Here is a 26,760-nt window from a genome sequence, read left to right as displayed (position 1 = left end):
CGAGGCCCGCATGAGCGACCCACTGGAACTCAGCCTCGACGGCGTCGAACGCCGTTCGCTGGCTGACTTCACCGAACAGGCCTACCTCAACTACTCCATGTACGTGATCATGGACCGGGCCCTGCCGCATATCGGCGACGGCCTGAAGCCTGTGCAGCGACGCATCGTCTATGCCATGAGTGAGTTGGGGCTCGATGCCGATGCCAAGCACAAGAAGTCGGCGCGTACCGTCGGTGACGTGCTTGGTAAATTCCACCCCCACGGCGATTCGGCCTGCTACGAAGCCATGGTGCTGATGGCGCAGCCGTTCAGCTACCGCTACACCCTGGTTGACGGCCAGGGTAACTGGGGTGCACCGGACGACCCGAAGTCGTTCGCCGCCATGCGTTACACCGAAGCGCGCTTGTCTCGCTATTCCGAAGTGCTGCTGAGCGAAGTGGGCCAGGGCACCGTGGACTGGGTGCCGAACTTCGATGGCACGCTGCAGGAGCCTGCAGTGTTGCCGGCGCGCCTGCCGAACATCCTGCTCAACGGTACCACTGGCATCGCTGTGGGCATGGCTACCGACGTGCCACCGCACAACCTGCGTGAGGTCGCCAGTGCCTGCGTGCGCCTGCTCGACGAGCCCAAGGCCACACTCGAGCAGTTGTGCGAGCATATTCAGGGGCCGGACTACCCGACCGAAGCCGAGATCATCACGCCGCGGGCCGAGATCCTCAAGATCTACGAAAGCGGCCGTGGTTCGATCCGCATGCGCGCCGTGTACCGGGTGGAAGATGGCGACATCGTCGTTACTGCTCTGCCACACCAGGTCTCCGGGGCCAAGGTGCTGGAGCAGATTGCCGCGCAGATGCAGGCCAAGAAGCTGCCGATGGTCGCCGACCTGCGTGATGAATCGGACCACGAAAACCCCTGCCGCATCGTCATCATCCCGCGCTCCAACCGCGTGGATGCCGACGAGCTGATGCAGCACCTGTTCGCCACCACCGAGCTGGAAAGCACGTACCGGGTCAACGTCAACATCATCGGCCTGGATGGTCGGCCGCAGCTGAAAAACCTGCGTGCCTTGCTGCTGGAGTGGCTGCAGTACCGGATAGGTACCGTTCGTCGTCGCCTGCAACACCGCCTGGATAAGGTCGAGAAGCGCCTGCACCTGTTGGAAGGCTTGCTCACCGCATTCCTCAACCTGGATGAAGTGATCCACATCATCCGCACCGAGGAGCACCCCAAGCAGGCCCTGATCGCCCGTTTCGAGCTAACCGAAATCCAGGCCGATTACATCCTTGAAACGCGTTTGCGTCAGTTGGCCCGCCTGGAGGAGATGAAAATCCGCGGCGAGCAGGACGAGCTGCTCAAGGAGCAGGCCAAACTGCTGGCCCTGCTCGGCAGCGATGCCAAGCTGCGCAAGCTGGTACGCAGCGAACTGATCAAGGACGCCGAGACTTACGGCGACGACCGCCGTTCGCCGATCGTAGAGCGCAGCGAAGCCAAGGCATTGTCGGAAAACGAGCTGATGCCGACCGAGCCGGTCACTGTCGTGCTGTCGGAAAAAGGCTGGGTACGCTGTGCCAAAGGCCATGACATCGATGCCACAGGCCTTTCCTACAAAGCGGGGGATGGTTTCAAAGCGGCAGCAGCTGGGCGTTCCAATCAGTTCGCCGTGCTGATCGACTCCACCGGCCGCAGCTATTCGGTGGCAGCGCACACGCTGCCGTCGGCACGGGGCCAGGGCGAGCCGCTGACCGGGCGCTTGACGCCGCCACCAGGGGCGACCTTCGAGTGCGTGCTGCTACCTGAGGATGACGCGTTATACGTGGTGGCTTCCGATGCCGGTTACGGCTTCGTGGTCAAAGGTGAGGACCTGCAGGCCAAGAACAAGGCCGGCAAAGGGCTGCTCAGCCTGCCGAATGGCGCCAAAGTCATCAGCCCGAGGCCTGTGGCCAACCGTGAACAGGACTGGCTGGCGGCAGTGACCACCGAAGGCCGCTTGTTGGTGTTCAAGGTGGCCGACCTGCCACAGCTGGGTAAAGGCAAGGGCAATAAGATCATCGGTGTGCCCGGTGATCGGGTCGCCAGTCGTGAAGAATATGTTACAGATTTGGCCGTAATCGCCGAGGGCGCGACACTTGTTTTGCAAGCAGGCAAGCGTACCCTGTCTCTGAAACCAGACGACCTTGAGCATTACAAAGGCGAGCGCGGCAGGCGCGGCAGCAAGCTGCCACGCGGGTTCCAGCGCGTCGACGGTTTGCAGGTGGAAGGTCCGGCGTAACCGGTTGAAATGTCTGGGGCGGCAATTTCAGCGCCGTTCCAGGCAGAAATGCTGGAGTCGGACCGATATTTCGCGGATGATAGTGCCCCTTCGGTGCCAGCGTGGCTGTGTGCCCGATTGAATCTATATCAGTATCACTGCGGTTAGCCTGGTGGCGACCGCCTGGATGGGATGAATGAAATTTCTGCGCCTTCCATTTGCGCTGTTGATGACGGGCTTGCTGGGGCTGAGCGGATGCAGCATGCATCAGCCGGTTGCCCTGTATCAGCTCGACAGCGGTGATCCTGGCCAGCCTTCACAGAGTGCAGGCATGGCCGTGGTGCTCGGCCCGGTGTCGGTCGCCGATTACCTTCAGCGCGAAACCTTTTTGCAGCGTCAGACCGATGGCAGCCTGAGTTCAGCGACGGACGGTCGTTGGGCGGGTAGCCTGTCGGCAGACATCGACCAGCTGCTGGTTCGCCAGCTGGCCTGGCGGCTGGACAGCCAGCGCGTAGTCCTGGCCCCCGCCAGCACCGGTTTCTCGCCGGACGTGCAGGTATTGCTGTCGATCACCCGCCTGGACTCGGGCAAGAACCAGCCGGCCATTCTCGACGCCCAATGGCGTTTGCTCGACCGCCGCGGCCATGTGCGTGACAACCGCATCGTTCACCTCGAGCAACCGCATGAAGGTAGTGAGTCGTCGCAGGTGCAGGCCCAAGGCAAACTGCTGCAGAAGCTTGCAGAGCAGTTGAGCAGTGCGGTCAAGCCGCTGGCCAATCAGCCTGCAATTGCCGATGAGGCACCCAAGAAGCCCGCTGCACCGGTTCAGGTCAAAAAAGCGCCAGAGAAGTCGAAGATCCCGATGGCTTCACCGATCCGTACCGATATGGAAGTCTATCGGTTCTGATGGTTAGGCCAGATAAGAAAAAGCCCGCACATGTGCGGGCTTTTTTGTGGGCTTGTGGTGGCCTCATCGCCGGCAAGCCGGCTCCCACCATGTCTGCAGCGCTGCAGACTTTGGAGTGCTCCCCCAAAAGTTGGACACCAATCCAACCCTGGGGGCAGTCCACCTTGTAGGAGCCGGCTTGCCGGCGATGAGGGCAGCTCGGGGCTAGGCCCGGCGCTCGTGCATGCGCGCCAGCTGCCGCTCCAGCATTGACGGGTAAGGCTCCATCAACCGCTCCACACAGCAGGCCCCCTCAGGGCTGGCAATCGGGCGAATGCGAGCGCGCTGACGAATCAGTACGTCATCGCTGATCTGCCGCTCCACCAGCAACAGATTGCGGCTGTGCTGGGACAGCGCCAGGGCATCCTGGGCCTTTTCCGTCATCAGCAGGTCAACCTGCTCCAAGCCATGCAGGTCGTCACCCAAAGCCAGGCCCAGTTGCAGTTGCAGGGTGATGCCGCTGTCTGCCACCTCGATCTGCAGGGCATGGCCCAGGGCGCGCAACAGCTCGCCGCAGCAGATCGCATTGGTCAGGTAGTCCTCGCCGCAGTCGCGGCTGTGGAACAACACCAGTGTGCTGCCATCGTTGAGCGTGTAGGTCTCGCCTTCATATAGCGATGCGGCCTGTTCCAGGCAGTCGCGGTAACGCTCCAGCAGCTCGGTCAGGCGGGTGCGCGGCAGGCGGCGCAGTTGTTCCTGGGAGCCCAGCTGCACGGCCAGCACTGCAGAGTGCTGAGGTTCGTCGGACTCGACCACAGCTGCTTTAGGCGCGGGTTCATCGTTGTCCAGCAGGCCGGCAAAAGCCTCGTCGTCGTCTTCATCTTCGGCCAGGGCGGTAACCTTGGCGCGTGGCGCAGCTTTAACGGGCGCCGCAACCTCGTGCAGGTCGTCGAATTCGTCCTCTTCGTGTTCTTCCTCCGGCTCAGGCTCAGGCTCCGGGGGCGGCGGCGGGGCCAGGCGGGCGTGCAGCTGGCGGGCGATATCGCCGATCTCATCCTGACGATCAGTCGCCGGGGTGTACGGGTGCGGATCACGCAGCCATACCCGCAGCTGCAGCAGCGGCAGGGTGATGTGGCGGCCCTGGCGCAGGCTCAGGCTCAACGCCAGTGCCAGCAGGATCGCGGCAAGAATGCCCATGCTTTGCAGGCTGATCAGCATCGGCTGCTGGAACTGGCTCATGTCCAGGCTGATACGCAGTTGCCCGGCAGTCACGTCCTGGAAGGTGATCTTGGTCTGGTACAGACCTTCAGCTTCCCCCAGCAGGCTATTGCGCGGCCGCTGCCCGGCCTCGGCCAGGATGCGGTTGTCCACGCTGTAGATGGCCGCATGGGCCACCAGCGGGTTCTTCACCAGGTTGCCCAGCAGCACGTTGAGGCTGAGGATGTCGTTGGACACCAGCAGCTCGGTCGCCGAGGTGGCGGTCTGAGTGGTCAGGCTCTGGCCAAGGGCATCCGCCTGCTCGTGCATGGCCTGCTTGAACTGCAGGCCCATCACGCAGGCATAGATCACCAGCGCCAGCGCCACCAAGAATATATTGGTGCTGGCGATGCGCAGTGCCAGTGGAACGCGACGTTGGCGCAGGGCACGGAAGATCATGAGGAAGAAGTTGTCTGGTTTGACGGGCGTGGGCCGGTTCACAGAGCGCGGCTCTTAATGGCATGAAAGTGTTGCGCAGTATAGCGATCAGAGTTTTGTCGGCAAAGTATCGTTGGCGCCCGATGGTCACGGAAAATCGGTAGAATGCGCATTTTTCATCGAAGTCGGAGCCAGGTTGTGCGCGAAATCGTCCTGATCAACATCACCGGTGAGGACCGCCCCGGTCTCACTGCCGCAATTACCGGCGTCCTGCTCCAGGGCGGTGTGAACATCCTCGACATCGGCCTGGCGGTCATGCACGGCACTTTGTCGTTCGGCATTCTGGTCGATATCCCGGATAACGAAGTGGCCACCAGCCTGCTGCAAAGCGTGCAATCCAAGGCCCACGAGCTGAATTTGCAGGCCCGCTACACGCCGATTTCCGAAGCGGACTACCAGCACTGGGCCGATGGCCAGGGTGACCCGCGCTACATCGCCACCTTGCTCAGCCGCAAGATCACCCCCGAGCAGCTGCAGCGCGTGAGCGCGGTCATCAGCGAGTATGGCCTGACCATCGAGCGTATCGAGCGTCTGTCTGCCCGTGTTGCCCTGGATGCCCAGGGTGACAAAGGCAAGGCGGCGCTGGAAATTTCCGTGCGCGGCGAGCCAAGCGATGCCCAGGCGCTGCGCGCCGACTTCTTCGCGTTGTCCGAAGCGCTGAACATCGACATCGCCTTCCAGAAAGACGACCTGTTCCGCCGCAACCGCCGCCTGGCCGTGTTCGACATGGACTCGACGCTGATCGAGGCTGAGGTGATCGATGAACTGGCAAAGGCTGCCGGTGTCGGCGAGCAGGTGTCGGCCATTACCGAGCGGGCGATGCGCGGGGAGCTCGACTTCCGCGCCAGTTTCAAGGAGCGCATGGCGCTGCTTAAAGGCCTGGATGTCGGCGTGCTGGACCAGATCGGAGCTTCCCTGCGCCTGACCGAAGGTGCCGAGAACCTGTTCGCCGAACTCAAGCGCATGGGCTACAAGACAGCAATCCTGTCCGGTGGCTTCACCTACTTTGCCAAGCAGGTACAGGCGCGCCTGGGCATCGACTATGTGTTCGCCAACGAGCTGGAAGTGGTCGACGGCAAGGTGACCGGCGTGGCCATCGAGCCGATCGTCGACGCCCAGCGCAAGGCAGAGCTGCTGCAGCAGCTGGCGAATGAGGAGGGGCTGCAGCTGGAACAGACCATTGCCGTGGGTGATGGCGCCAACGACTTGCCGATGCTCTCGTTGGCCGGCCTGGGTGTGGCATTCCGTGCCAAGCCGCTGGTACGCCAGTCGGCCAAGCAGGCCATTTCGACCTTGGGCCTGGATGGTGTGTTGTATCTGCTGGGGCTACGCGACCGCGACGCCCGCGGTTGAGCTGAAACAAAAGGGGCCGCAATAGCGGCCCCAACTGTATCTACCAGGCAATCAGGCCTGCGCAGGCACCGCCAGCAGCTCACCCATGCGGGTTGCCGAACCTGCACCCAGGTTTTCAGCCCACTTCACTTGCTCCGGCCCGAACAGCACGATGGCCGTGGAGCCCAGTTTGAAGCGGCCCAGCTCCGCACCTTTTTCCAGGTGAATCGGTGCGCGGCTGCCTTCGTCGTAGCGGAAGGTTTTCAGCTCACGCTTCGGCGGCGTGACCAGGCCAGCCCACACGGTCTCGATCGAGGCAACGATCATCGCGCCGACCAGTACAACAGCCATCGGGCCGCGCTCGGTGTCGAACAGACACACCACACGCTCGTTGCGGGCAAACAGCTCAGGGACGTTTTCCGCCGTGGTCTGGTTGACCGAGAACAGCCGCCCAGGCACGTAGACCATCTCGCGCAGGGTGCCGGCCAGCGGCATGTGCACGCGGTGGTAATCTTTCGGCGACAGGTAGATGGTGGCGAACTCGCCGCCCATGAACGGCGCAGCCAGGGCCGGGTCGCCGCCGAGCAGCTCCAGGGCACTGAAGCTGTGGCCCTTGGCCTGGAAGATACGACCGTGCTCGATCGGGCCCAGCTGACTCACGGCACCGTCGGCCGGGCAGAGGATGGCGCCCGGGGTTTCGTCCAGCGGGCGAGCGCCTGGCTTCAGGGCGCGGGTGAAGAACGCGTTGAAGTGCTCGTAGGCGGTCAGGTCTTCGACCAGTGCCTCGTTCATGTTCACCTGGTAGCGCTTGGCGAACCAGGCGGTGAAGGCATTTTTGAACCAGCGCGCGCGGCACTCGGCAACGCAGCCGGCGAGCCGCGACAGCAGGTGGTGCGGCAGCAGGTACTGGCTGATGATGAACAAACGGGATTTCATGCAGGTTCCTTAGACTTCTACAGGCGTGTCCGGGTGGTTGCCCCATTCGCTCCACGAGCCGGCGTAAGCCTTGACGCGTGGGTAGCCGAGGGCCTTGGCCACCAGGTAAGTGAAACCGGAGCGGCGGTGTGACTGGCAATGGGTGATCACTTCCTTGTCGGGGGTGATGCCCAGTTGCAGGAGGACTTGCTTGATGTCCTGGCGGATGCGCAGGTGGTCGTTGAGGTCCATGCCAGCGGTCCACTCGAAGTTGATCGCGCCGGGAATATGCCCGCCTTTGGCGGCCAGGACTTTTTCACCGTTGAATTCCTGTGGGCCACGGGCATCCCAGATCACCAGGTCGTCGGCGCCCAGGCGGCTTTGCAGGTATTCGCGGGTGGCGGTCGGCTCGCCGTGCAGGTGCAAGCGCACAGGCGTATTGGCAGGCGCTGGTACTTCGGTCACCAGCTTGTCTGCCGGCCAGGCCTGGATACCGCCATTGAGGTAGTGGTAGTGCGGGTGACCGATGACATCGAGCATCCAGATGAAGCGCCCGGCCCAGCCGCCGCCTTCATCGTCGTACACCACGTAAACCGCGTCATCGCGGTGACCGAGCTCGCTGAACAGTTTTTCCAGGTCAGCCAGCGCCGGCAGCAGCCCCGGCGCGGGCGGCAGGCCCAGCTGGGTGCGTTTGCCTTCGACGAAGCGCGCGCCCGCAATATGCCCGCTGACATAGCGGTTGGCGCTGCTCAGGTCGACCAGGATCAGCTGGGGCGAACCCAGGCGCGGCAGCAGCTCCGCAGGCTCGATCACCAGCGGCAGTCCGGCAAAATCAGTCATCCACGGTCTCCAGTGTGGAAAGAGGTGCGATTGTAGCGCAAGGGTCAGGCATTGCGGTTGGCAAACACAGCGAGCGCACGCTCGATACATTGCGCGGTTTTGCCAAAAGCTTGCACGCTGACATCGGCCAGCGGCTTGCCGCCCTGGTCGGCCACCGCCAGCATCAGCACCTGGTCACCCACTGCCATTGAGCGCAACAGCAGGTGTTCACTACGGAAGAAAGCGCGCAGCGGGGCCGGCATCAAGGCCGAAAGTTGGGCATGGTTTTCTGGCGTCAGGCGCAATTGCGCGGCTTGGCCTACCAGCTTCTGCAGCAGCTTGTTCTGCGGGATGGGCAAGGCGATGGCTTCGGCTTCCTTGGGCAGGCCGGCGGTTTGCTGTACGCGCAGGGCGTCGTTGGCCCTGTCCAGAGTCAGCAGCATGATGCGCTGCATGCCACAGGCCAGCAACGCCTCGCGTGCCTGGGTAGCCAGGTGCACGGTATTGGTAAAGGGGCTGGGCTTGGCCAGCAGTTCCTGGCACAGCTTGCGCCACTGGCCCAGTGCCTCGCTGGAGGGTGGTGGTGGGATGATCATGTCGGGGTGCGGGCGGCGCTGGTGCCAAGGCCAGATCAAGGCTTCGGCGGGGTGGAACAGGGCGTGCCTGGCGTGGCGTCGGGCACTGGCGGCAGCCTGCTGGTGGACCTGCTGTTGCACGTCCTCCAGCGAGGTCTGCAGGTACAGCGCGGTGAGCAGTTGCCAGCGCAGCAGGTGCGGGTTGTCCCAGCCCACCTGGGCCGCCAGGGCCAGGTTGTTGGCCAGCAGCACGGTATTGGCTGGCTGGTTGAACCAGCGGCTCAGGGCGGGGGCTTCGTCCAGGCGGTGCTGCTGGCTCAGCAGGTCACCGTCACGGGCGATGCCGAGGATCTGGCCCAGCTGTTCACGTTCTTCCAGCAACAGGCGGTAGCCCTGGGTGACCCATTGCGACAGGCGCCAGTGTTCGGCCATGGCTTGGCACAGCACCATGATGCGCACGCCGAACAGTTCCAGCTCCACCTCTGCGGCCTCTTCGCCCTTGTGGATGACACGCAGCTCCCAGGCGTCGAGCAGCTTCGGGTAGGCCAGCGCCATCGGCCACAACGGCGACAGGAACAGCAGGCTGCCCCAGTGAATTTCCTGCCACAGCCGCGCCAGGCGGCTGGCGAACAGGCCGCTGGCCTGCTGCGAAGCGTGCTGGCTGATCAACAGGAATTGGCGCAGCACCGGCGGGATATCGTGGTCCGGCAGGGCTGGCAAGCGGGTAAGCAGTTCTCGGGTGCGCGCCAGGCCCAGCCGATTGAGGGCGATTTCCAGGCTTTCGGCGGGTTCGGCCTGGCTGGCATTGGCCGGGTGATTGGCCTCGCGCATCACCGACAGCACCAGTGCTGGGCTGTCCTGCATCAGTTCGGCGATGTCCCGCAGTGAGCGGCGGCTATCGTTGATGGCGCTCATGACCCGGTCGTAACTCTGCTTCGGCACCGGTACGCGAATACCGTCGAGCAGCTTTACCCAGGCCTCTAGCGTACGCGGATTCTGAGTGGGCACCTTGGATTCCATTGGCATTTTGACATCAGTCCGAACTGGCTTTTCGCATTGAGTGGCTATAGTCTGGCGCAGATCTGCCGATAAGTAGAAGAAGAGTTTTAAAGCTCCCGTCCCTCACCCTGACCACGACAGCAAGTGCTTTGAACCTATGGCTAAAATTATCGGCATCATCGTCGTATTCGCGAGCGTGCTCGGCGGATATGTGCTCTCCCACGGCAAGATCGCGGCACTGATTCAGCCGTTTGAAGTGCTGATCATCGGCGGTGCAGCCTTTGGCGCTTTCATGCAGGCCAACCCTGGTTACATGACCATGCATGTAATCAAGAAGTCGATGAAGATGTTCGGCTCGCGCTTCACCCATACCTTCTACCTCGAGGTACTGGGCCTGGTTTACGAGATCCTCAACAAGAGCCGTCGTGAAGGCATGATGGCGATCGAGAGCGATATCGAAGACGCTGCGGCCAGCCCGATCTTCGCTAAATACCCTGCTGTGCTGGGCGATGAGCGCATGACCGCATTCATCTGCGATTACCTGCGCATCATGTCCACCGGCAACATGGCGCCCCACGAGCTCGAAGGCCTGTTCGACATGGAACTGCTGAGCATGAAGGAAGAGCTCGAGCACCCGTCGCACGCGGTCACCGGCATTGCCGACGGCATGCCCGGTTTCGGTATTGTCGCGGCAGTACTCGGTATCGTGGTGACCATGGCTTCGCTGGGTGAGGGCGATCAGGCGGCCATCGGCATGCACGTAGGTGCGGCCCTGGTCGGTACCTTCTTCGGTATTCTTGCGGCGTATGGCTTCTTCGGCCCGTTGGCCAAGTGCCTGGAGCACGACGCCAAGGAAGAAATCAACCTTTACGAGTCGATCAAGGCTTCGCTGGTAGCCTCGGCCTCCGGCATGCCGCCTTCGCTGGCCGTCGAGTTCGGGCGCAAGGTGCTGTATCCGAAGCACCGCCCGAGCTTTGCCGAGCTGGAACAAGCAGTTCGCGGTCGCTAAGCCATGGAAAACAACCAGCCGATAATCATCAAGCGCGTCAAGCGCTTCGGTGGCGGGCACCATGGCGGCGCCTGGAAGATCGCCTTCGCCGACTTCGCCACGGCGATGATGGCGTTCTTCCTGGTGCTGTGGTTGATGTCCACTGCCACGCCTGAACAGAAGATCGCCATTGCCGGCTACTTCAAAGACCCGATCGGCTTCTCCGAGAGCGGAACCCCCTATGTGATCGACCTGGGGGGCTCGCCAGAGCTCGCCCCGGAGAAGACCATCAACCCGGAGCAGCAATCCGAGCAGAAGCCTGATACCAGCATCCAGCTGAACAAGGATCAGGTCGAGACCATGGCCGAGCAGGTTGAGCGCGAGCGCCTCGAATTGCTGCTGCAGGAACTGCAGAACAAGGTCGACGAAAACCCGCAGCTGCAGAAGTTCAAGGACCAGATTCTGTTCGAGATCACCCAGGACGGCCTACGCATCCAGATCATGGACGCCGAGAACCGGCCGATGTTCGACATCGGCAGTGCTCGGCTGCAACCTTACTTCGAGGACATCCTGCTGGCCATGGCCGACACCATCAAGGCGGTGCCGAACAAGGTCAGCATCAGTGGCCATACCGACGCCAAACCCTATTCGGGCAGTGGTGAGTTCGGTAACTGGGAGCTGTCGGCCAACCGCGCCAACGCGGCGCGCCGTGCGCTGGTTGCCGGGGGCTACCCGGATGACCAGGTGGCGCGGGTGGTGGGTTATGCCTCGTCGTCGCTGTTCGACCGCAAGAACCCGTTCAACCCGGTCAACCGCCGTATCGATATCATCGTCCTGACCAAGAAGGCCCAGCGCAACATCGAGGGCGAACAGGGCATGCCGGAGGCAGCACCTGCTCAGCCGAGCCCGGCTACGCCGCCTGCCGGTGGCGCACCTGGTGGTGCTGCCCCAGGTGCTTCGGCGGCCCCCGGTGCGGGCGATGCACCGATGCAGCCGCGTGAACTGCGCCAGAAGCTGAACATCTTCGAGGACGGTACCTTGAAGATGGACGAGGCCAAGGACCAGTAACCGATCGGGGCCGCTTTGCGGCCCCGATGCATTCAAAACCCCCGCCGGATCTTGGCCTTCAGGTCGGCATGGAAGAAGTCTGCATTGTCCCTGTCGGTGCAGCTTCCACGCCCTGCCGGCAACACCATGGCCCGCTCGAAGGTGCACTCATCGTGATAAGCCCGCACGAACAGGTCGATATGCGCGCGCTCGCGCATCACCGGCCATTTGCCAAACCATTCGGGTAACGTGCCGCCATCGCCCTGGTAGAAGACCACGCGCCGGGTGGCCATGACCGCAGTGCCCAGCAGCCAGGGCGTCCACCAGTCTGACGCAATGCAGGCTGGGAGCAGGCCGATCCAGTGGGTCGCATCACCCATCTGTTGGCAGAAGCTGCCATACAAGTCTTCGCTGGTCTGCCCTGGGCTGTCGAACAGGACCAGCTGGGCGGGAATGCCTTCGAGCAGCAAGCGCTCATTGAGGATGAAGGCATCAAGCCGCTGCTCGTGGCGGTAACTGATGAAAACCGGCATCGCGGTTGCCCTCCCTGATAGATGTAATGACCATCAGGGAAAGCAGCGGGTGGGGCAATAGACGACGGTGAAACCGGAGCGATCCTACGTGCCTCGGTAACGTTTCCTACAGATTAGTAGGCGTCTTCCGGCAGGCTGGCGATGATCGAGCGGTAGCTGTTCATGCGCTGTTGCTTGATGCGGCCGTCTTCCAATGCCTTGAGCAGCGCGCAACCTGGCTCGCGATCATGCTTGCAGTCGCGGAAGCGGCACGTGCCGAACAGGTCGCGGAACTCGATGAAGCCACCCTCCACGTCGTCACGGCTGACGTGGCCGAGCCCGAATTCGCGGATACCCGGCGAGTCGATCAGGTCGCCGCCGTTGGGGAAGTGGTACAGGCGTGCGGTGGTGGTGGTGTGCGTGCCCTGGCCCGACCATTCGGACAGGTCGCCGACCCGGGTGTCGGCGGCAGGCAGCAGACTGTTGACCAAGGACGACTTGCCCACTCCGGACTGGCCGACGAACACGCTGATGTGCCCGTCCAGCATCTGTTGCAGGCGTTGCATACCATCACCGTGGTGAGCAGAAACCTCCAGCAGCGGATAACCAAGGTCGCGATAGACCTCGAGCAGCGCCTGCAGGGCCGGGCCATTCTCGTCGTTGATCAGGTCGGCCTTGTTCAGCAGCAGCAGCGGGCGAATGCCAGCGTGCTCGGCAGCAACCAGGTAGCGGTCGATCAGGTTCGGGTGCGGTTCGGGCGCCGGTGCGAAGACGATCACGATCAGGTCGACGTTGGCCGCCACCGGCTTGAGCTGGCCGTGGTTGTTCGGCCGGCACAGCTCTGTGGTGCGTGGCATCTGCGCGACGATCACGCCGATGCCCTGGTTGCCGGCACGCCAGACCACACGGTCGCCGGTAACCAGCGCTGGCAGGTTGGCGCGCAGGTGGCAGCGGAACACCTGGCCTGCAACGTCGCCGTCCTGAGCTTCGACCTCGACCTGCACACCAAAGTGCGCGATCACCAGGCCCAGTTGTTCGGGCCCCAGGTCACCACCCTCCAGCTCCTGCAGCGCATGCTGCTCGCGTTTGGCGGCGCGCGCGGCGCGTTCGTTCTGGATCTTTTCGATGCGCCAGTTCTGGCGGCGGTTGAGCTGGCGTTTGGCCATGAATGTTCCGTGGTGGGGCAGAATGAAATCGGCAGGCAGTTTAGCACGGTGGGCGGCGGACCATTCTGGTTACCTTCGCGCCGGGAATGCGCGGCACTCTGCCGCTAGGCTACTATGACGGCCTATACGAGGAGCCTCTTCATGCAGAACCCACAGAACCTGATCTGGATCGATCTGGAAATGACCGGCCTGGACCCGGACAACGACGTCATCATCGAGATGGCCACCATCGTCACCGACAGCGAGCTGAACACCTTGGCCGAGGGGCCGGTGATCGCCATCCACCACAGTGACGAAGTGCTGGCCCGCATGGACGAGTGGAACACCCGCACCCATGGCGGCTCGGGGCTCACCCAGCGTGTGCGCGAAAGCCAGGTGAGCATGGCCGAGGCCGAAGCGCAGACCATCGCGTTCCTGGAGCAATGGGTACCGAAAGGCAAGTCGCCGATCTGTGGCAACAGCATCTGCCAGGACCGCCGCTTCCTCTATCGCCACATGCGTAACCTGGAAAACTACTTCCACTACCGCAACCTCGACGTCTCCACCGTGAAGGAGCTGGCTGCGCGCTGGGCGCCGGACGTGCGTGACAGCTTCAAGAAGGGCAGCACCCACCTGGCGCTGGACGATATCCGCGAGTCGATCGCCGAACTGCGCCACTACCGCGAGCACTTCATCAAGGTGTGAGCCGAAAGCGCGCAGATATTGTCGTGGCGCCCTCTTTTGGTGCCTGGGGCAACTGGTTAGACTGCGCGCCTTTCTCGCACGGACCCGCGCCATGTTGTTGATGCTCTACCTTATCGCCATTACCGCCGAAGCCATGACCGGCGCCTTGTCTGCCGGCCGTCGCGGCATGGACTGGTTTGGCGTGGTGCTGATTGCCTGCGTCACCGCCCTTGGGGGCGGCTCGGTGCGCGACGTGCTGCTCGGGCACTACCCGCTGACCTGGGTGAAGCACCCGGAATACCTGGTGCTGACCAGCTTCGCTGCGCTGCTGACGATTTTCATCGCACCGATGATGCGCCGCCTGCGCTCGCTGTTCCTGGTGCTGGATGCCCTGGGGCTGGTGGCGTTTACCCTGATTGGCTGCATGACTGCGCTGGAGATGGGGCAGGGCATGCTGGTGGCGTCGATCAGCGGCGTGATCACCGGGGTATTCGGCGGGATCCTGCGGGATATCTTCTGTAACGACATCCCGTTGGTGTTCCGCCGTGAGCTGTATGCCAGCGTGTCGTTTGCGGCGGCGTGGTTCTATCTGGGGTGCGTGTACTTCAAGGTGCCGGCGGAGCAGGCCATGCTGCTGACCTTGTTTGGCGGGTTTCTGGTGCGCTTGCTGGCGATTCGCTTCCATTGGGAAATGCCGAAGTTTCACTACAACGACCAGCAGTAGCCTTCAGGCGTCACATAACCTGGAGGCGCGGCGTAGCCGCAAAGCACGCGACGCGTTGGTTGGCACCGGCTTCGCCGGGTTCGCGGCTGAAGCCGCTCCTGCAGCGTGGGAAGTCGTTAATGAATGCCATGCCTGGCCAGCGCCCACTCGACATGCTCGCGCACCAGCTCCGACGGGTCTTCCCGCCGCGCCTTCAAGGCCTCCAGCACCGGAATGGTCGAGGGCGCATTGCCCAACCCTACGGCCAGGTTTCGTAACCACCGCTCATACCCCGCCCGCCGCAACGGCCCGCCCTCGGTCTTGCGCAGGAAGGTCTTTTCGTCCCACAGAAACATCTCGGCCAGTTCGGCATTTTCCAGCCCGTGCCGCGGCTGGAAGTCACCCTCCTGGGTCGGGCGGGCGAAGCGGTTCCACGGGCAGACGATCTGGCAGTCGTCGCAGCCGAACACCCGATTGCCCATCATGGCGCGCAACTCGACGGGAATCGCGCCCTTGAGCTCGATGGTCAGATAGGAGATGCAGCGCCTGGCGTCCAGTACGTAGGGCCCGACGAATGCCTTGGTGGGGCAGATATCCAGGCAGGCCTCACAGCGCCCGCAGTGCTCGCTGGTATGTGCTTCGTCCACCGGCAGCGGCAAGTCGACGAACAGTTCGGCCAGGAAAAAGTAACTGCCGGCCTTGCGATTGAGCAGCAGGGTGTTCTTGCCGATCCAGCCCAGCCCGGCCTGCTCGGCAATCGCTTTTTCCAGCACCGGGGCGCTGTCGACGAAGGCGCGGTAACCGAACGGGCCGATATCTTCCTGGATGCGATCGGCCAGGTGCTGCACGCGTTTGCGCACCAGCTTGTGGTAATCGCGGCCGAGGGCGTAGCGCGATACGTAGGCTTTTTCTGGCTGGGCCAGGCGTTGCGCCATCTGCGTGTCGCCCGGCAAGTAGTCCATGCGTAGCGAAACCACCCGTACCGTGCCGGGGATCAACTGGTCGGGGTGCGCACGTTTGCCATCATGGGCGGCGAGGTATTCCATTTCGCCCTGGTAGCCGGCAGCCAACCACCGCTGCAGATGTTTTTCGTGCTCGCCAAGGTCCACCCCGGCGATGCCAACGTGGGCAAAACCGAGTTCTTGGCCCCAGATCTTGATCGATTGGGCCAGTGCGGCGAGGTCAAGTGTGCAAGCAGACATGGATGGGCAAGGCAATACGGGCTCAGGTGCGTATAATTCTGCCAGACATTGGAGCCTTTGACCCCATGCCGCAGACCAAACACCCAAGCCACAACCCGCAACTGCTCAGCAGCGTCACCGTCGCGCGCCTGCCTGCCCGGCACCCGCACGCCCACAAAGGCGACTTCGGCCATGTGCTGGTGGTGGGTGGCGACCTGGGTACCGGTGGCGCGGTACTGCTCAGTGCAGAGGCCGCGTTGCGCTGCGGTGCTGGGCTGGTCAGCGTGGCGACCCGCCCCGAGCACGTTGCTGCGGGCTTGACGCGTATTCCCGAAAGCATGTGCCTGGGCGTGAATTCGGCCAACCAGCTGATGGGCGTGCTGGAGCGTGCCTCGGTGCTGGTGGTCGGCCCTGGCCTGGGCCAGGCCGCCTGGGGGCGTAGCCTGTTGTCTGCGGTGGCCAATGCCGAGCGGCCACAGGTGTGGGATGCCGATGCACTCAACCTGCTGGCGCGTGCCCCGTTGGCCTTGCCCAGCGGCAGTATCCTCACCCCGCACCCAGGGGAGGCCGCGCGGTTGCTGGGCATTTCCACCGAGGCAGTGCAGGCTGATCGGCCGGGCGCCGCGCGCAAGCTGGCGCGCCGCTATGCCAGTGTTTGCGTGCTCAAGGGGGCTGGTACGCTGGTTGCCGACCCGGCCGGCCAGCTGGCGCTGTGCCAACGCGGCCACCCGGCAATGGCCGGGGCTGGTTTCGGCGATGTGCTTACCGGTGTGCTGGCAGCGTTGTTGGCCCAGGGGCTGGATGCCTGGCAGGCCGCTGGCCTTGGGGTGTGGCTGCACGCCTGTGCGGGCGAGCGGCTGGGAGTCAAAGGTAGAGGCTTGGCGGCCAGTGATCTGGCGCCGGTCATTCGTGAGTTGTTGGAGGAGCATTCTGCGTGTCTGGCATAACCCTGTTTCTGGCCGATGAAGACGCCACGGTGAAATTCGGTGCATCACTGGCCGAAGTGACCGGCGGTCGCGGCGTGATCTTTCTCGAAGGTGACCTGGGCGCGGGCAAGACTACGCTTTCCCGAGGGCTGATTCGTGGCCTTGGCCATACCGGTGCGGTGAAAAGCCCGACCTTCACCGTGGTCGAACCCTACGAAATCGGCGAGGTGCGCGCCTACCATTTCGACCTGTATCGCCTGGTCGATCCGGAGGAGTTGGAGTTCATGGGGATTCGTGACTACTTCGAGGGCGACCCGCTGTGCTTGTTCGAGTGGCCAGAAAAGGGCGCGGGCGTTTTGCCAAAGCCTGACCTGACCATTACCATAAGCCCCCAAGCGGGCGGACGCTCGCTGATCCTTTCGCCGCAGGGGGCTCGCGGCGAGGCCTGGTGCACTGCATTGGCCAAACACTATAAACAGTAAGTGGGGTAGGTATGCGCATACGCGCACTGGTCGCTGTCGTTGGGCTGCTGCTGACAGCGGTGACCGTTGACGCTCTGGCCGTCACTCAAGTCAAGAGCGTGCGCCTGTGGCGCGCACCGGACAACACGCGGCTGGTCTTCGACCTGTCTGGCCCCGTGCAGCATAGTGTTTTCACCCTCAGCGCACCCGATCGCCTGGTCATCGACATCAATGGCGCCACCCTGGGCGCGCCGCTGAATGTGTCCACCTCCAACACGCCAATCAGCAGCGTGCGCTCCGCCCAGCGCACGCCCACCGACCTGCGCGTGGTGGTCGACCTGAAAAAGTCGGTTACGCCGAAGAGCTTCACCCTGGCGCCCAATGCCCAATACGGCAATCGCCTGGTGGTCGATTTGTACGACCAGGAGGCGGACGCCATTGCGGCCACGGCGCCGGTAGCACCGCCAACGCCTGTGCAAACCCCGGCGACCACGCCCGCGGTGCCGGTCTCACCGGCCCAGCCAGCGATCAAGCTGCCACCTGTGCCGAGCGGCAAGCGCGACATCGTGGTCGCCATCGATGCCGGTCATGGCGGCGAGGACCCTGGTGCCTCGGGCTCGCGCGGCCAGCACGAAAAAGACATCGTGCTGCAGATCGCCAAGGAACTGCAGCGCCAGATCAGTGCCGAGAAGGGCTACCGTGCCGAGCTGACGCGGACCGGTGACTACTTCATTCCGCTGCGCAAGCGCACCGAGATCGCCCGCAAGAAGGGTGCAGACCTGTTCATCTCCATTCACGCGGACGCCGCGCCGTCGCGGGCCGCCTTTGGCGCCTCTGTGTTCGCCTTGTCCGACCGTGGCGCAACCTCCGAGACTGCGCGCTGGCTGGCCGACACCGAAAACCGTTCCGACCTGATCGGTGGTGCCGGTAACGTCAGCCTCGACGATAAGGACCGCATGCTCGCGGGCGTGTTGCTTGATCTGTCGATGACGGCGACGCTCAGTTCCAGCCTCAATGTCGGGCAAAAAGTGCTGGGCAACATGGGCCGCGTCACGTCGCTGCACAAGCAGCGTGTCGAGCAGGCAGGCTTCATGGTGCTCAAGTCGCCGGACATTCCGTCGATCCTCGTCGAAACCGGGTTTATTTCCAACAACAGTGAAGCCGCCAAACTGGCCACTCGCAGCCATCAGCAGGCCTTGGCCCGCTCCATCCATACCGGTGTGCGCCAGTACTTCCAGCAGAACCCGCCGCCTGGCACTTACATCGCCTGGCTGCGCGACAGCGGCAAGATTGCCCAGGGCCCGCGTGAACACACCGTGCGCCCAGGCGAAACCCTGGCGATGCTTGCCGTGCGCTACCAGGTGAGCGTGGCCAGCCTGCGCAACACCAACAGCCTCAAGACCGATGAGCTGAAAGTCGGCCAGCACCTCGATATCCCCGCCACCACCCTGGCCTCGCAGCAATGAGTGGTGGTTCGCGCATCCAGCTGCTCAGCCCGCGGCTGGCCAACCAGATTGCCGCCGGTGAGGTCGTCGAGCGCCCGGCTTCGGTGGCCAAGGAGTTGCTGGAGAACAGCCTCGACTCCGGCGCCCGGCGCATCGATGTCGAAGTGGAGCAGGGTGGCGTCAAGCTGCTGCGGGTGCGTGACGATGGCAGCGGCATTTCCGCCGACGACCTGCCATTGGCCCTGGCCCGTCACGCCACCAGCAAGATCCGTGAACTGGAAGACCTCGAAGGCGTACTGAGCCTGGGCTTTCGGGGTGAGGCACTGGCCTCGATCAGCTCGGTGGCGCGCCTCACTCTGACCTCGCGCACTGCCAGTGCCGGCGAGGCCTGGCAGGTGGAAACCGAAGGCCGCGACATGACCCCGCGAGTGCAGCCTGCGGCGCATCCGGTCGGTACTTCGGTGGAAGTGCGCGACCTGTTCTTCAATACCCCGGCCCGGCGCAAGTTCCTCAAGGCCGAAAAAACCGAATTCGATCACCTGCAGGAAGTCATCCGGCGCTTGGCCTTGGCCCGTTTCGATGTCGGCTTCCACCTGCGGCACAACGGCAAGAGCATCCTCAGCCTGCACGAAGCCCCCGACGAAATGGCCCGCGCGCGGCGCGTCGGCGCTATCTGCGGTGCAGGCTTCATGGAGCAGGCACTGCCGATCGACGTTGAACGCAACGGCCTGCGCCTGTGGGGTTGGGTCGGCCTGCCGACGTTCTCGCGCAGCCAGGCAGACCTGCAGTACTTTTTCGTCAACGGCCGTGCAGTGCGCGACAAACTGGTCGCTCATGCCGTGCGTCAGGCCTACCGCGATGTGCTGTTCAACGGCCGTCACCCGACCTTCGTGCTGTTCCTCGAGCTCGAACCCAACGGTGTCGACGTCAACGTGCACCCGACCAAGCACGAAGTGCGTTTCCGTGAAGGCCGTTCGGTCCACGACTTTCTGTATGGCACCCTGCACCGTGCCCTGGCCGACGTCCGCCCGGAAGACCATCAGGCCGCGCCCGCCGCGGCAACCGAGATCGTCCGCCCGACCGGGCAACAGGCCGGTGAGTTTGGCCCGCAAGGTGAAATGCGCCTGGCCTCGCCGGTGCTCGAACAGCCCCGCGCGCCGCAGCATTCGATTTCCAACGGCGGCAGCGGCGCGGGGTACCAGTATCAGTACACCCCACGCCCGTCGCAGCCACTGCCAGCTGCCGAAACGCAGGCGGTCTATCGCGAGTTCTACAAGCCGTTGAATGATGGCGCGGCTGTAGCTTCCGCATTGCCGGAGAGCCAGGGCGACATCCCGCCACTGGGGTATGCGCTGGCCCAGCTCAAGGGCATCTACATCCTTGCCGAGAACGCTATCGGCCTGGTGCTGGTGGACATGCATGCCGCTCACGAGCGCATCATGTATGAGCGGCTCAAGGTGGCGATGGCCAGCGAGGGTTTGAGCGGCCAGCCGTTATTGGTGCCCGAATCGCTGGCGCTGAGCCAGCGCGAGGCCGATTGCGCCGAGGAGCACGCCCAGTGGTTCCAGCGCCTGGGCTTCGAACTTCAGCGTCTGGGCCCCGAGACCCTGGCGATCCGGCAAATTCCGGCGTTGTTGAAGCAGGCCGAGGCCAATCGCCTGGTGCAGGACGTGCTTGCCGACCTGATGGAATACGGCACCAGCGATCGCATTCAGGCGCACCTGAACGAACTGCTCGGTACCATGGCTTGCCACGGCGCCGTGCGCGCCAACCGGCGCCTGGCCATCCCCGAGATGAACGCCCTGCTGCGCGACATGGAAAATACCGAACGCAGCGGCCAGTGCAACCATGGTCGACCGACCTGGACCCAGATGGGCCTGGACGACCTGGACAAACTTTTCCTGCGCGGTCGATGACATGAGCGGCAAGCCCCCAGCAATATTCCTCATGGGCCCGACGGCGGCCGGCAAGACCGACCTTGCCATCGAGCTGACCAAGGTCCTGCCCTGCGAGCTGATCAGCGTCGACTCGGCGCTGGTGTACCGCGGCATGGACATCGGCAGTGCCAAACCCTCCAAGGAGGTACTCGCGGCCCACCCGCACCGGCTGATCGACATCCGCGACCCGGCCGAAAGCTACTCTGCTGCGCAGTTTCGCAGCGACGCCCTGGAGGCGATGGCCGACATCACCGCGCGCGGCAAGATCCCGCTGCTGGTCGGCGGCACCATGCTCTACTACAAGGCCTTGATCGACGGCCTGGCCGACATGCCAGCCGCCGATGTCGGGGTGCGCGCCGAACTGGAGGCCCAGGCCGAGGTGCTTGGCCTGGCCGAGTTGCACCGCCAGCTTGCCGAAGTGGACCCGGTGTCGGCGGCGCGCATACACCCCAACGACCCGCAACGGCTGATTCGTGCCCTGGAGGTCTTCCGGGTGAGCGGCGAGAGCATGACAGCCCATCGCCAGCGTCAATTCGCGGAAAGTAGCGGCGCAGACGCAGGCGCTGGCGGGCATTTGCCCTATACTGTCGCGAGTTTGGCGATTGCTCCTACAGATCGTCACATTTTGCATCAGCGAATTGCGCTACGATTTTCGCAGATGCTGGAACAGGGCTTCGTCGACGAGGTCCGATCGCTGCGAGCCAGAAGTGACTTGCACGCCGGGCTGCCGTCTATACGGGCAGTGGGGTACAGGCAAGTCTGGGATTACCTGGACGGCAAGCTGACTGAGAATGAGATGCGAGAACGCGGTATCATTGCCACTCGCCAGCTGGCCAAGCGGCAGTTCACCTGGTTGCGCGGTTGGTCCGACGTGCACTGGCTCGACAGCCTGGCCTGCGACAATCTGTCCCGCACCTTGAAATACCTTGGGGCCGTCTCCATATTGAGCTGAGTCCCTGCTGATTGCCGTCTATTCTTGCGAAGGGGCGGCCAAACTTATCGATTTCTTTGATTTACTACTATTTATCCTTACAGGAGTGCGGCATATGTCAAAAGGGCATTCGCTACAAGACCCTTACTTGAACACCTTGAGAAAAGAAAAGGTCCCGGTTTCGATCTATCTGGTCAACGGCATCAAGCTGCAGGGCTCGATCGAATCGTTCGACCAGTTCGTGGTACTGCTGAAGAACACTGTCAGCCAGATGGTCTACAAGCACGCGATTTCGACCGTGGTTCCTGCCCGTCCGGTTCGCCTGCCAAGCCCGTCCGATTCCGAACACGGCGACAGCGAGCCAGGCAACGCCTGATAGGAGCCTGCATTGTTCTTTGAGCGCCACGGTGGTGGTGAGCGGGCGCTGCTCGTTCACTTGGAAGGTCAGAACCCTGAGGCGCGCGAAGACCCGCAGGAGTTTCAGGAGCTGGCATTGTCGGCCGGAGCCGATATCGTCTCGCTGGTCACGGTGGCAAGGCATCAGCCTACCGCCAAATACCTGATTGGCAGCGGCAAGGTCGAGGAACTGCGCGACCTGGTCAAAGCCGAACAGGTAGACCTGGTAATTTTCAATCACACCCTCACGCCCAGTCAGGAACGCAACCTCGAACGTGTCTTCGAGTGCCGCGTGCTTGACCGTACCGGGCTGATCCTCGATATCTTCGCCCAACGGGCGCGTACCCATGAAGGCAAGCTGCAGGTCGAACTGGCCCAGCTTGAGCACATGAGCACGCGGCTGGTGCGCGGCTGGACCCACCTTGAGCGTCAAAAAGGCGGTATCGGCATGCGCGGCCCGGGTGAAACCCAGCTGGAAACCGACCGCCGCCTGCTGCGGGTACGCCTGCGTCAGATCAAGTCACGCCTGGAGAAGGTCCGCAGCCAGCGCGAACAGGCTCGTCGGGGCCGTCGCCGTGCGGATATCCCGTCGGTATCGCTGGTGGGCTACACCAACGCCGGCAAGTCCACGCTGTTCAATGCCTTGACCGAATCCGAGGTGTACGCCGCCGACCAATTGTTCGCCACCCTCGACCCGACCCTGCGCCGGCTCGAGCTCAACGACCTTGGGCCGATCGTGCTGGCGGATACCGTAGGCTTCATTCGCCACCTGCCGCACAAGCTGGTCGAGGCATTTCGGGCTACGCTCGAAGAGTCGAGCAACTCCGACCTGCTGCTGCATGTGATCGACGCCCATGAGCCAGAGCGCATGGAGCAAATCGAGCAGGTGCTGGCAGTATTGACCGAGATCGGTGCAGAAGGCTTGCCGATCCTTGAGGTCTATAACAAACTCGACCTGCTTGAAGATGTCGAGCCACAGATCCAGCGCAACGCCGACGGCAAGCCGGAGCGGGTCTGGGTATCGGCACGAGATGGACGTGGCCTGGAGCTGGTCGGTCAGGCGATTGCCGAGTTGCTGGGGGATGATCTGTTTGTCGGTACCCTGTGTCTGGAGCAGCGTTTTGCCCGCTTGCGCGCGCAATTCTTTGCCCTGGGTGCCGTGCAGAGTGAAGCGCATGACGAAGAAGGGCGCAGCCTGCTGAGTGTGCGACTGCCCATGGTCGAATTGAATCGCCTGGTCAGTCGTGAAGGCATGGAGCCGCAAGTGTTTGTCGAGCAACACACTTTGCAATAAATGCCCGCCGAGGTCGTCGGGCAGCAGTGGCAGGCATTCTGTAGCATTGGACGGCGCGCCGTGGGCGCGTCTTTGCTTTATCAGATGGAGAGCGCTATGGCTTGGAACGAGCCGGGTGGCAACTCGAACAATCAGGATCCCTGGGGCGGTCGCCGTGGTGGCGGCGGCGGTGGTGGCGATAAAAAAGGCCCGCCGGATCTGGACGAGGCCTTCCGCAAACTGCAGGACAGCCTGAACGGCATGTTCGGCAGCGGCAAGAAACGTGGCGGCGGTGACCGCAATGTCGGCAAGGGTGGCGGCTACGGCCTGCTGGGCATTGGCCTGGCGGTGCTCGCTGCAATCTGGCTGTACAGCGCCGTGTACGTGGTCGACGAGCAGGAGCAGGCCGTTGTGCTGCGCTTCGGCAAGTACTATGAGACGGTCGGTCCCGGCCTGAACATCTACTTCCCGCCAATCGATCGCAAGTACATGGAAAACGTCACGCGCGAGCGTGCCTACACCAAGCAGGGCCAGATGCTCACCGAAGACGAGAACATCGTTGAAGTGCCACTGACCGTTCAGTACAAGATCACCAACCTGCAGGACTTCGTGCTCAACGTCGACCAGCCGGAAGTGAGCCTGCAGCATGCGACCGACAGCGCCCTGCGCCACGTGGTGGGTTCCACCTCGATGGACCAGGTGCTGACCGAAGGCCGTGAGCAGATGGCCGTGGACATCCGCGAACGCCTGCAGCGCTTCCTCGACAACTACCGTACCGGTATCACCGTCACCCAGGTCAACGTGCAGAGCGCGGCAGCCCCGCGTGAAGTGCAGGAAGCCTTCGACGACGTGATCCGCGCGCGTGAAGACGAGCAGCGTGCCCGCAACCAGGCCGAGTCCTACGCCAATGGCGTGGTACCCGAAGCCCGCGGTCAGGCCCAGCGCATCATCGAGGACGCCAACGGTTATCGCGACGAAGTCATCGCCCGTGCCAAGGGTGAGGCAGACCGCTTCACCAAGCTGGTTGCCGAGTACCGCAAGGCACCTGACGTAACCCGTCAGCGCCTGTACCTGGAGACCATGCAAGAGGTCTACAGCAATACCAGCAAAGTCATGGTGGCAACCAAGGACGGGCAGAACAACCTGCTCTACCTGCCGCTGGACAAGATGGTCGAAGGCAGCCGCAATACGTCGGCACCGACTACCAGCGTGTCGCCATCGGCGAACGATGCGGCCGCACGTGCGGCGCAGGACCTGCAACAGCAACAGCAGCAGTTGCGTACTAGGGAGAGCCGCTGATGAGCAATAAATCGCTGATCGCCCTGATCGCCGCTGTGGTGCTGGCCGTCGTGGCCTGGAACAGCTTCTACATCGTGGCCCAGACCGAACGCGCGGTACTGCTGCAGTTCGGCCGTGTGGTCCAGGCGGATGTTCAGCCCGGCCTGCATGTGAAGGTTCCGTATGTGAACCAGGTGCGCAAGTTCGACGCCCGTCTGATGACCCTCGACGCCCCGACCCAGCGGTTCCTGACCCTGGAGAAGAAAGCGGTGATGGTCGACGCCTACGCCAAGTGGCGCGTCAAGGATGCCGAGCGTTTCTACACTGCGACGTCTGGCCTCAAGCAGATCGCCGACGAGCGCCTGTCGCGTCGTCTGGAAAGCGGCCTGCGTGACCAGTTCGGTAAACGCACCCTGCACGAAGTGGTTTCCGGTGAGCGTGACGCGCTGATGGCTGACATCACCGCCTCGCTGAACCGCATGGCCAACAAGGAGCTGGGTATCGAAGTGGTCGATGTGCGCGTCAAGGCCATCGACCTGCCGAAGGAAGTCAACCGCAGCGTCTTCGACCGCATGAGCACCGAGCGTGAGCGTGAAGCCCGCGAGCATCGCGCCAAAGGTAACGAGCTGGCCGAGGGTATCCGTGCGGATGCCGACCGTCAGCGCCGTGTACTGCTGGCCGAAGCCTATCGCGAAGCTGAAGAAACCCGCGGTGATGGCGACGCCCAGTCGGCCTCCATCTATGCCAAGGCTTACACTCAGGACGCCGATTTCTACGCGTTCTACCGTAGCCTGCAGGCATACCGCGAGAGCTTCTCGAGCAAGAGCGACGTGCTGGTCCTGGATCCGAAGAACGAGTTCTTCCGCTTCCTGGACAAGAGCAAACCCTGATGCTCTGAATCGGGATCGCCCCGCCTGGCAGCTAAAATTCCAGGCGGGGTGCATCCTGAATCAAAAGGGGTGTATGATGAGGCAGCCGGGAAATTTCCCGGCTTTTTTGCGTCTGCATGGTTGATTGGCAAAGCGCCAGTTGACGGTTTGGTCAGCTCGCAAGGCAATTCGAGGGTATTGGGTACGGTGGTGGCGCTGGGATCAGTGCTGCCTGCTGCTGTGCGCCAATGCCTGCTTTACTGACGGCTCGCCTGTTGGCAAGCCGCCCGGACCAGAGGGGAAATGGCGTAATGGCAACGGTAGACCGCTGGCTGCTGCCAGATGGCATCGAGGAAGTACTGCCACCTGAAGCTGCGCGCATCGAGATCGCGCGTCGGCAGGTGTTGGACCTGTTCCAGAGTTGGGGTTACGAACTGGTCGTCACCCCGCATATCGAGTACCTGGAGTCGCTGCTGACCGGCGCCGGCCAGGACCTGGATCAGCGCACCTTCAAGGTGGTCGACCCGCAGTCCGGTCGCCTGATGGGCTTCCGCGCCGACTTCACGCCGCAGGTGGCGCGCATCGACGCCCACACCCTGCGCCGCGAAGGCCCGAGCCGCCTGTGCTATGCCGGCAGCGTGCTGCACGCGCAGCCGCGTGCACTGTCCACCTCGCGCAGCCCGATCCAGCTGGGTGCCGAGTTGTACGGCGACGCCAGCCCCACCAGCGATGTTGAAGTCATCAGCCTGATGCTCGCCACGTTGCAACTGACCGACGTTGCGGATGTACACATGGACCTCGGCCATGTCGGCATCTACCGTGGCCTGGCGCGCGCCGCCGGCCTGTCGGGGGCCGTCGAGCAGCAGCTGTTCGACGCCCTGCAGCGCAAGTCGGTGGATGAAGTGCAGGCACTGACCGCGGACCTTCCGAAAGACCTGGGCAACATGCTGCGCGCCCTGGTCGAGCTATGTGGTGGCCGTGAAGTGCTGGCTGAAGCCCGCGTGCGCCTGGGCCGTGCCCCGGCCAGCGTGCTGGCCGCGCTGGACGACCTGTTGGCGATCGCCGATCGCCTGGCGTCGCGCTTCCCGCAGTTGCCGCTGTACTTCGACCTCGGCGAGCTGCGTGGCTACAACTACCACACCGGTGTGGTGTTCGCCGTGTTCGTGCCCGGCGAAGGTCAATCTATCGCCCAGGGCGGTCGCTACGACGACATCGGCGCAGATTTTGGCCGGGCCCGCCCGGCGACAGGTTTCTCCACGGATTTGAAGACCCTGGTCACACTGGGGCGAGCGGAGGTCGTATTGCCAACTGGCGGCATCTGGATGCCCGACAGTGGTGACGCGGCCCTCTGGCAGCAGGTCTGCCAGTTGCGCAACGAGGGCCAGCGTGTGGTCCAGGCTTTGCCTGGCCAGCCGTTGAGTGCTGCTCTCGAGGCGGATTGTGATCGGCAATTGATTCAGCAAGACGGGCGCTGGCAGGTTCTGCCGCTGACCCATTGAGTTTCTGCGTCGGCAG

General features: G+C 63.2%; 24 protein-coding genes. 17 read left to right on the top strand and 7 right to left on the bottom strand.

What is annotated here, in order from left to right; all coding sequences use genetic code 11:
- Positions 1–10: 10 nt before the first annotated feature.
- Positions 11–2,269: a DNA topoisomerase IV subunit A gene (gene parC, locus ACFY68_RS00685; RefSeq protein ID WP_387522547.1), complete on the top strand. Its 2,259-nt coding sequence runs from the start codon at positions 11–13 to the stop codon at positions 2,267–2,269.
- Positions 2,270–2,444: 175 nt separating this feature from the next.
- Entirely contained in the window at positions 2,445–3,155 is a 711-nt protein-coding gene (locus ACFY68_RS00680) for an ABC-type transport auxiliary lipoprotein family protein (RefSeq protein ID WP_346614826.1), read from the top strand.
- Positions 3,156–3,359: 204 nt separating this feature from the next.
- On the opposite strand, the gene ACFY68_RS00675 is transcribed toward ACFY68_RS00680, so the two are convergent.
- Complete coding sequence (locus tag ACFY68_RS00675; RefSeq protein ID WP_387522545.1) at positions 3,360–4,832, bottom strand: histidine kinase; 1,473 nt, start codon at positions 4,830–4,832, stop codon at positions 3,360–3,362.
- 135 nt (positions 4,833–4,967) lie between these two features.
- Between ACFY68_RS00675 and serB the strand changes: the two genes are divergently transcribed.
- Complete coding sequence (serB, locus tag ACFY68_RS00670; RefSeq protein WP_346614824.1) at positions 4,968–6,182, top strand: phosphoserine phosphatase SerB; 1,215 nt, start codon at positions 4,968–4,970, stop codon at positions 6,180–6,182.
- Positions 6,183–6,233: 51 nt separating this feature from the next.
- Here the strand turns inward: serB and asd are convergent, their stop codons facing one another.
- The 3 genes from asd to ACFY68_RS00655 are packed head-to-tail and all read right to left on the bottom strand — an operon-like array spanning position 6,234 to position 9,496.
- Positions 6,234–7,097, bottom strand: a complete 864-nt coding sequence (asd, locus tag ACFY68_RS00665; RefSeq protein ID WP_346614823.1) for an archaetidylserine decarboxylase — start codon at positions 7,095–7,097, stop codon at positions 6,234–6,236.
- A gap of 9 nt (positions 7,098–7,106) precedes the next feature.
- Positions 7,107–7,916: a rhodanese-like domain-containing protein gene (locus tag ACFY68_RS00660; protein WP_387522542.1), complete on the bottom strand. Its 810-nt coding sequence runs from the start codon at positions 7,914–7,916 to the stop codon at positions 7,107–7,109.
- A gap of 44 nt (positions 7,917–7,960) precedes the next feature.
- Positions 7,961–9,496 (bottom strand): HDOD domain-containing protein, encoded by a 1,536-nt coding sequence (locus ACFY68_RS00655; protein WP_387522540.1) that lies wholly within the window; start codon positions 9,494–9,496, stop codon positions 7,961–7,963.
- A 130-nt stretch (positions 9,497–9,626) separates the two neighbouring features.
- Here ACFY68_RS00655 and motA point away from each other — a divergent pair, with 130 nt between their 5' ends.
- Positions 9,627–10,478, top strand: coding sequence for a flagellar motor stator protein MotA (gene motA / locus ACFY68_RS00650; protein WP_346614820.1), 852 nt, complete (start codon positions 9,627–9,629; stop codon positions 10,476–10,478).
- Between the two features lie 3 nt (positions 10,479–10,481).
- Positions 10,482–11,525: a flagellar motor protein MotB gene (gene motB, locus ACFY68_RS00645; RefSeq protein WP_387522538.1), complete on the top strand. Its 1,044-nt coding sequence runs from the start codon at positions 10,482–10,484 to the stop codon at positions 11,523–11,525.
- A 32-nt stretch (positions 11,526–11,557) separates the two neighbouring features.
- Here the strand turns inward: motB and ACFY68_RS00640 are convergent, their stop codons facing one another.
- Positions 11,558–12,037 carry a molecular chaperone Tir gene (locus ACFY68_RS00640; RefSeq protein ID WP_387522536.1) on the bottom strand — a complete coding sequence of 160 codons (480 nt, stop codon included), beginning with the start codon at positions 12,035–12,037 and terminating at the stop codon, positions 11,558–11,560.
- A 113-nt stretch (positions 12,038–12,150) separates the two neighbouring features.
- On the bottom strand, positions 12,151–13,182 hold the full coding sequence (rsgA, locus tag ACFY68_RS00635) for a small ribosomal subunit biogenesis GTPase RsgA (RefSeq protein ID WP_346614817.1): 1,032 nt from the start codon (positions 13,180–13,182) through the stop codon (positions 12,151–12,153).
- A 141-nt stretch (positions 13,183–13,323) separates the two neighbouring features.
- Here rsgA and orn point away from each other — a divergent pair, with 141 nt between their 5' ends.
- Positions 13,324–13,866 carry an oligoribonuclease gene (gene orn / locus ACFY68_RS00630; RefSeq protein ID WP_346614816.1) on the top strand — a complete coding sequence of 181 codons (543 nt, stop codon included), beginning with the start codon at positions 13,324–13,326 and terminating at the stop codon, positions 13,864–13,866.
- 91 nt (positions 13,867–13,957) lie between these two features.
- Positions 13,958–14,569 (top strand): trimeric intracellular cation channel family protein, encoded by a 612-nt coding sequence (locus ACFY68_RS00625; RefSeq protein ID WP_003249516.1) that lies wholly within the window; start codon positions 13,958–13,960, stop codon positions 14,567–14,569.
- 116 nt (positions 14,570–14,685) lie between these two features.
- Here ACFY68_RS00625 and queG read toward each other — a convergent pair whose 3' ends face one another.
- Positions 14,686–15,750 (bottom strand): tRNA epoxyqueuosine(34) reductase QueG, encoded by a 1,065-nt coding sequence (gene queG / locus ACFY68_RS00620; RefSeq protein WP_387522533.1) that lies wholly within the window; start codon positions 15,748–15,750, stop codon positions 14,686–14,688.
- Between the two features lie 65 nt (positions 15,751–15,815).
- Here queG and ACFY68_RS00615 point away from each other — a divergent pair, with 65 nt between their 5' ends.
- The 10 genes from ACFY68_RS00615 to ACFY68_RS00570 all read left to right on the top strand — a co-directional run bounded on the left by ACFY68_RS00615 (position 15,816) and on the right by ACFY68_RS00570 (position 26,744).
- Entirely contained in the window at positions 15,816–16,676 is an 861-nt protein-coding gene (locus ACFY68_RS00615) for an NAD(P)H-hydrate dehydratase (protein ID WP_387522531.1), read from the top strand.
- Positions 16,664–17,137 (top strand): tRNA (adenosine(37)-N6)-threonylcarbamoyltransferase complex ATPase subunit type 1 TsaE, encoded by a 474-nt coding sequence (gene tsaE / locus ACFY68_RS00610; RefSeq protein WP_346614813.1) that lies wholly within the window; start codon positions 16,664–16,666, stop codon positions 17,135–17,137. The genes ACFY68_RS00615 and tsaE overlap by 13 nt, the downstream gene beginning before the upstream one ends.
- An 11-nt stretch (positions 17,138–17,148) precedes the next feature.
- The gene (locus ACFY68_RS00605; RefSeq protein ID WP_346614812.1) at positions 17,149–18,582 is read left to right on the top strand and encodes an N-acetylmuramoyl-L-alanine amidase; all 1,434 of its coding nucleotides are present in this window, start codon (positions 17,149–17,151) and stop codon (positions 18,580–18,582) included.
- Positions 18,579–20,477 (top strand): DNA mismatch repair endonuclease MutL, encoded by a 1,899-nt coding sequence (gene mutL, locus ACFY68_RS00600; RefSeq protein WP_387522528.1) that lies wholly within the window; start codon positions 18,579–18,581, stop codon positions 20,475–20,477. The genes ACFY68_RS00605 and mutL overlap by 4 nt, the downstream gene beginning before the upstream one ends.
- Position 20,478: 1 nt before the next feature.
- Positions 20,479–21,450: a tRNA (adenosine(37)-N6)-dimethylallyltransferase MiaA gene (gene miaA / locus ACFY68_RS00595; protein ID WP_387522526.1), complete on the top strand. Its 972-nt coding sequence runs from the start codon at positions 20,479–20,481 to the stop codon at positions 21,448–21,450.
- Positions 21,451–21,544: 94 nt separating this feature from the next.
- Entirely contained in the window at positions 21,545–21,805 is a 261-nt protein-coding gene (gene hfq, locus ACFY68_RS00590) for an RNA chaperone Hfq (RefSeq protein ID WP_003258160.1), read from the top strand.
- A 12-nt stretch (positions 21,806–21,817) separates the two neighbouring features.
- A complete protein-coding gene (gene hflX / locus ACFY68_RS00585; RefSeq protein WP_346614809.1) occupies positions 21,818–23,119 on the top strand; it encodes a ribosome rescue GTPase HflX in 1,302 nt (433 codons plus the stop codon).
- A 96-nt stretch (positions 23,120–23,215) separates the two neighbouring features.
- The gene (gene hflK, locus ACFY68_RS00580; protein ID WP_346614808.1) at positions 23,216–24,397 is read left to right on the top strand and encodes an FtsH protease activity modulator HflK; all 1,182 of its coding nucleotides are present in this window, start codon (positions 23,216–23,218) and stop codon (positions 24,395–24,397) included.
- Entirely contained in the window at positions 24,397–25,266 is an 870-nt protein-coding gene (gene hflC, locus ACFY68_RS00575) for a protease modulator HflC (RefSeq protein WP_346614807.1), read from the top strand. The genes hflK and hflC overlap by 1 nt, the downstream gene beginning before the upstream one ends.
- A gap of 290 nt (positions 25,267–25,556) precedes the next feature.
- Positions 25,557–26,744, top strand: a complete 1,188-nt coding sequence (locus ACFY68_RS00570) for an ATP phosphoribosyltransferase regulatory subunit (protein WP_346614806.1) — start codon at positions 25,557–25,559, stop codon at positions 26,742–26,744.
- Positions 26,745–26,760 lie beyond the last annotated feature (16 nt).

Source organism: Pseudomonas sp. NPDC012596, from assembly GCF_042902325.1.
Classification (GTDB): Bacteria; Pseudomonadota; Gammaproteobacteria; order Pseudomonadales; family Pseudomonadaceae; genus Aquipseudomonas.
Note: the sequence above shows the minus strand (reverse complement) of the source record. Positions and strands in the feature narration are given on the sequence as shown.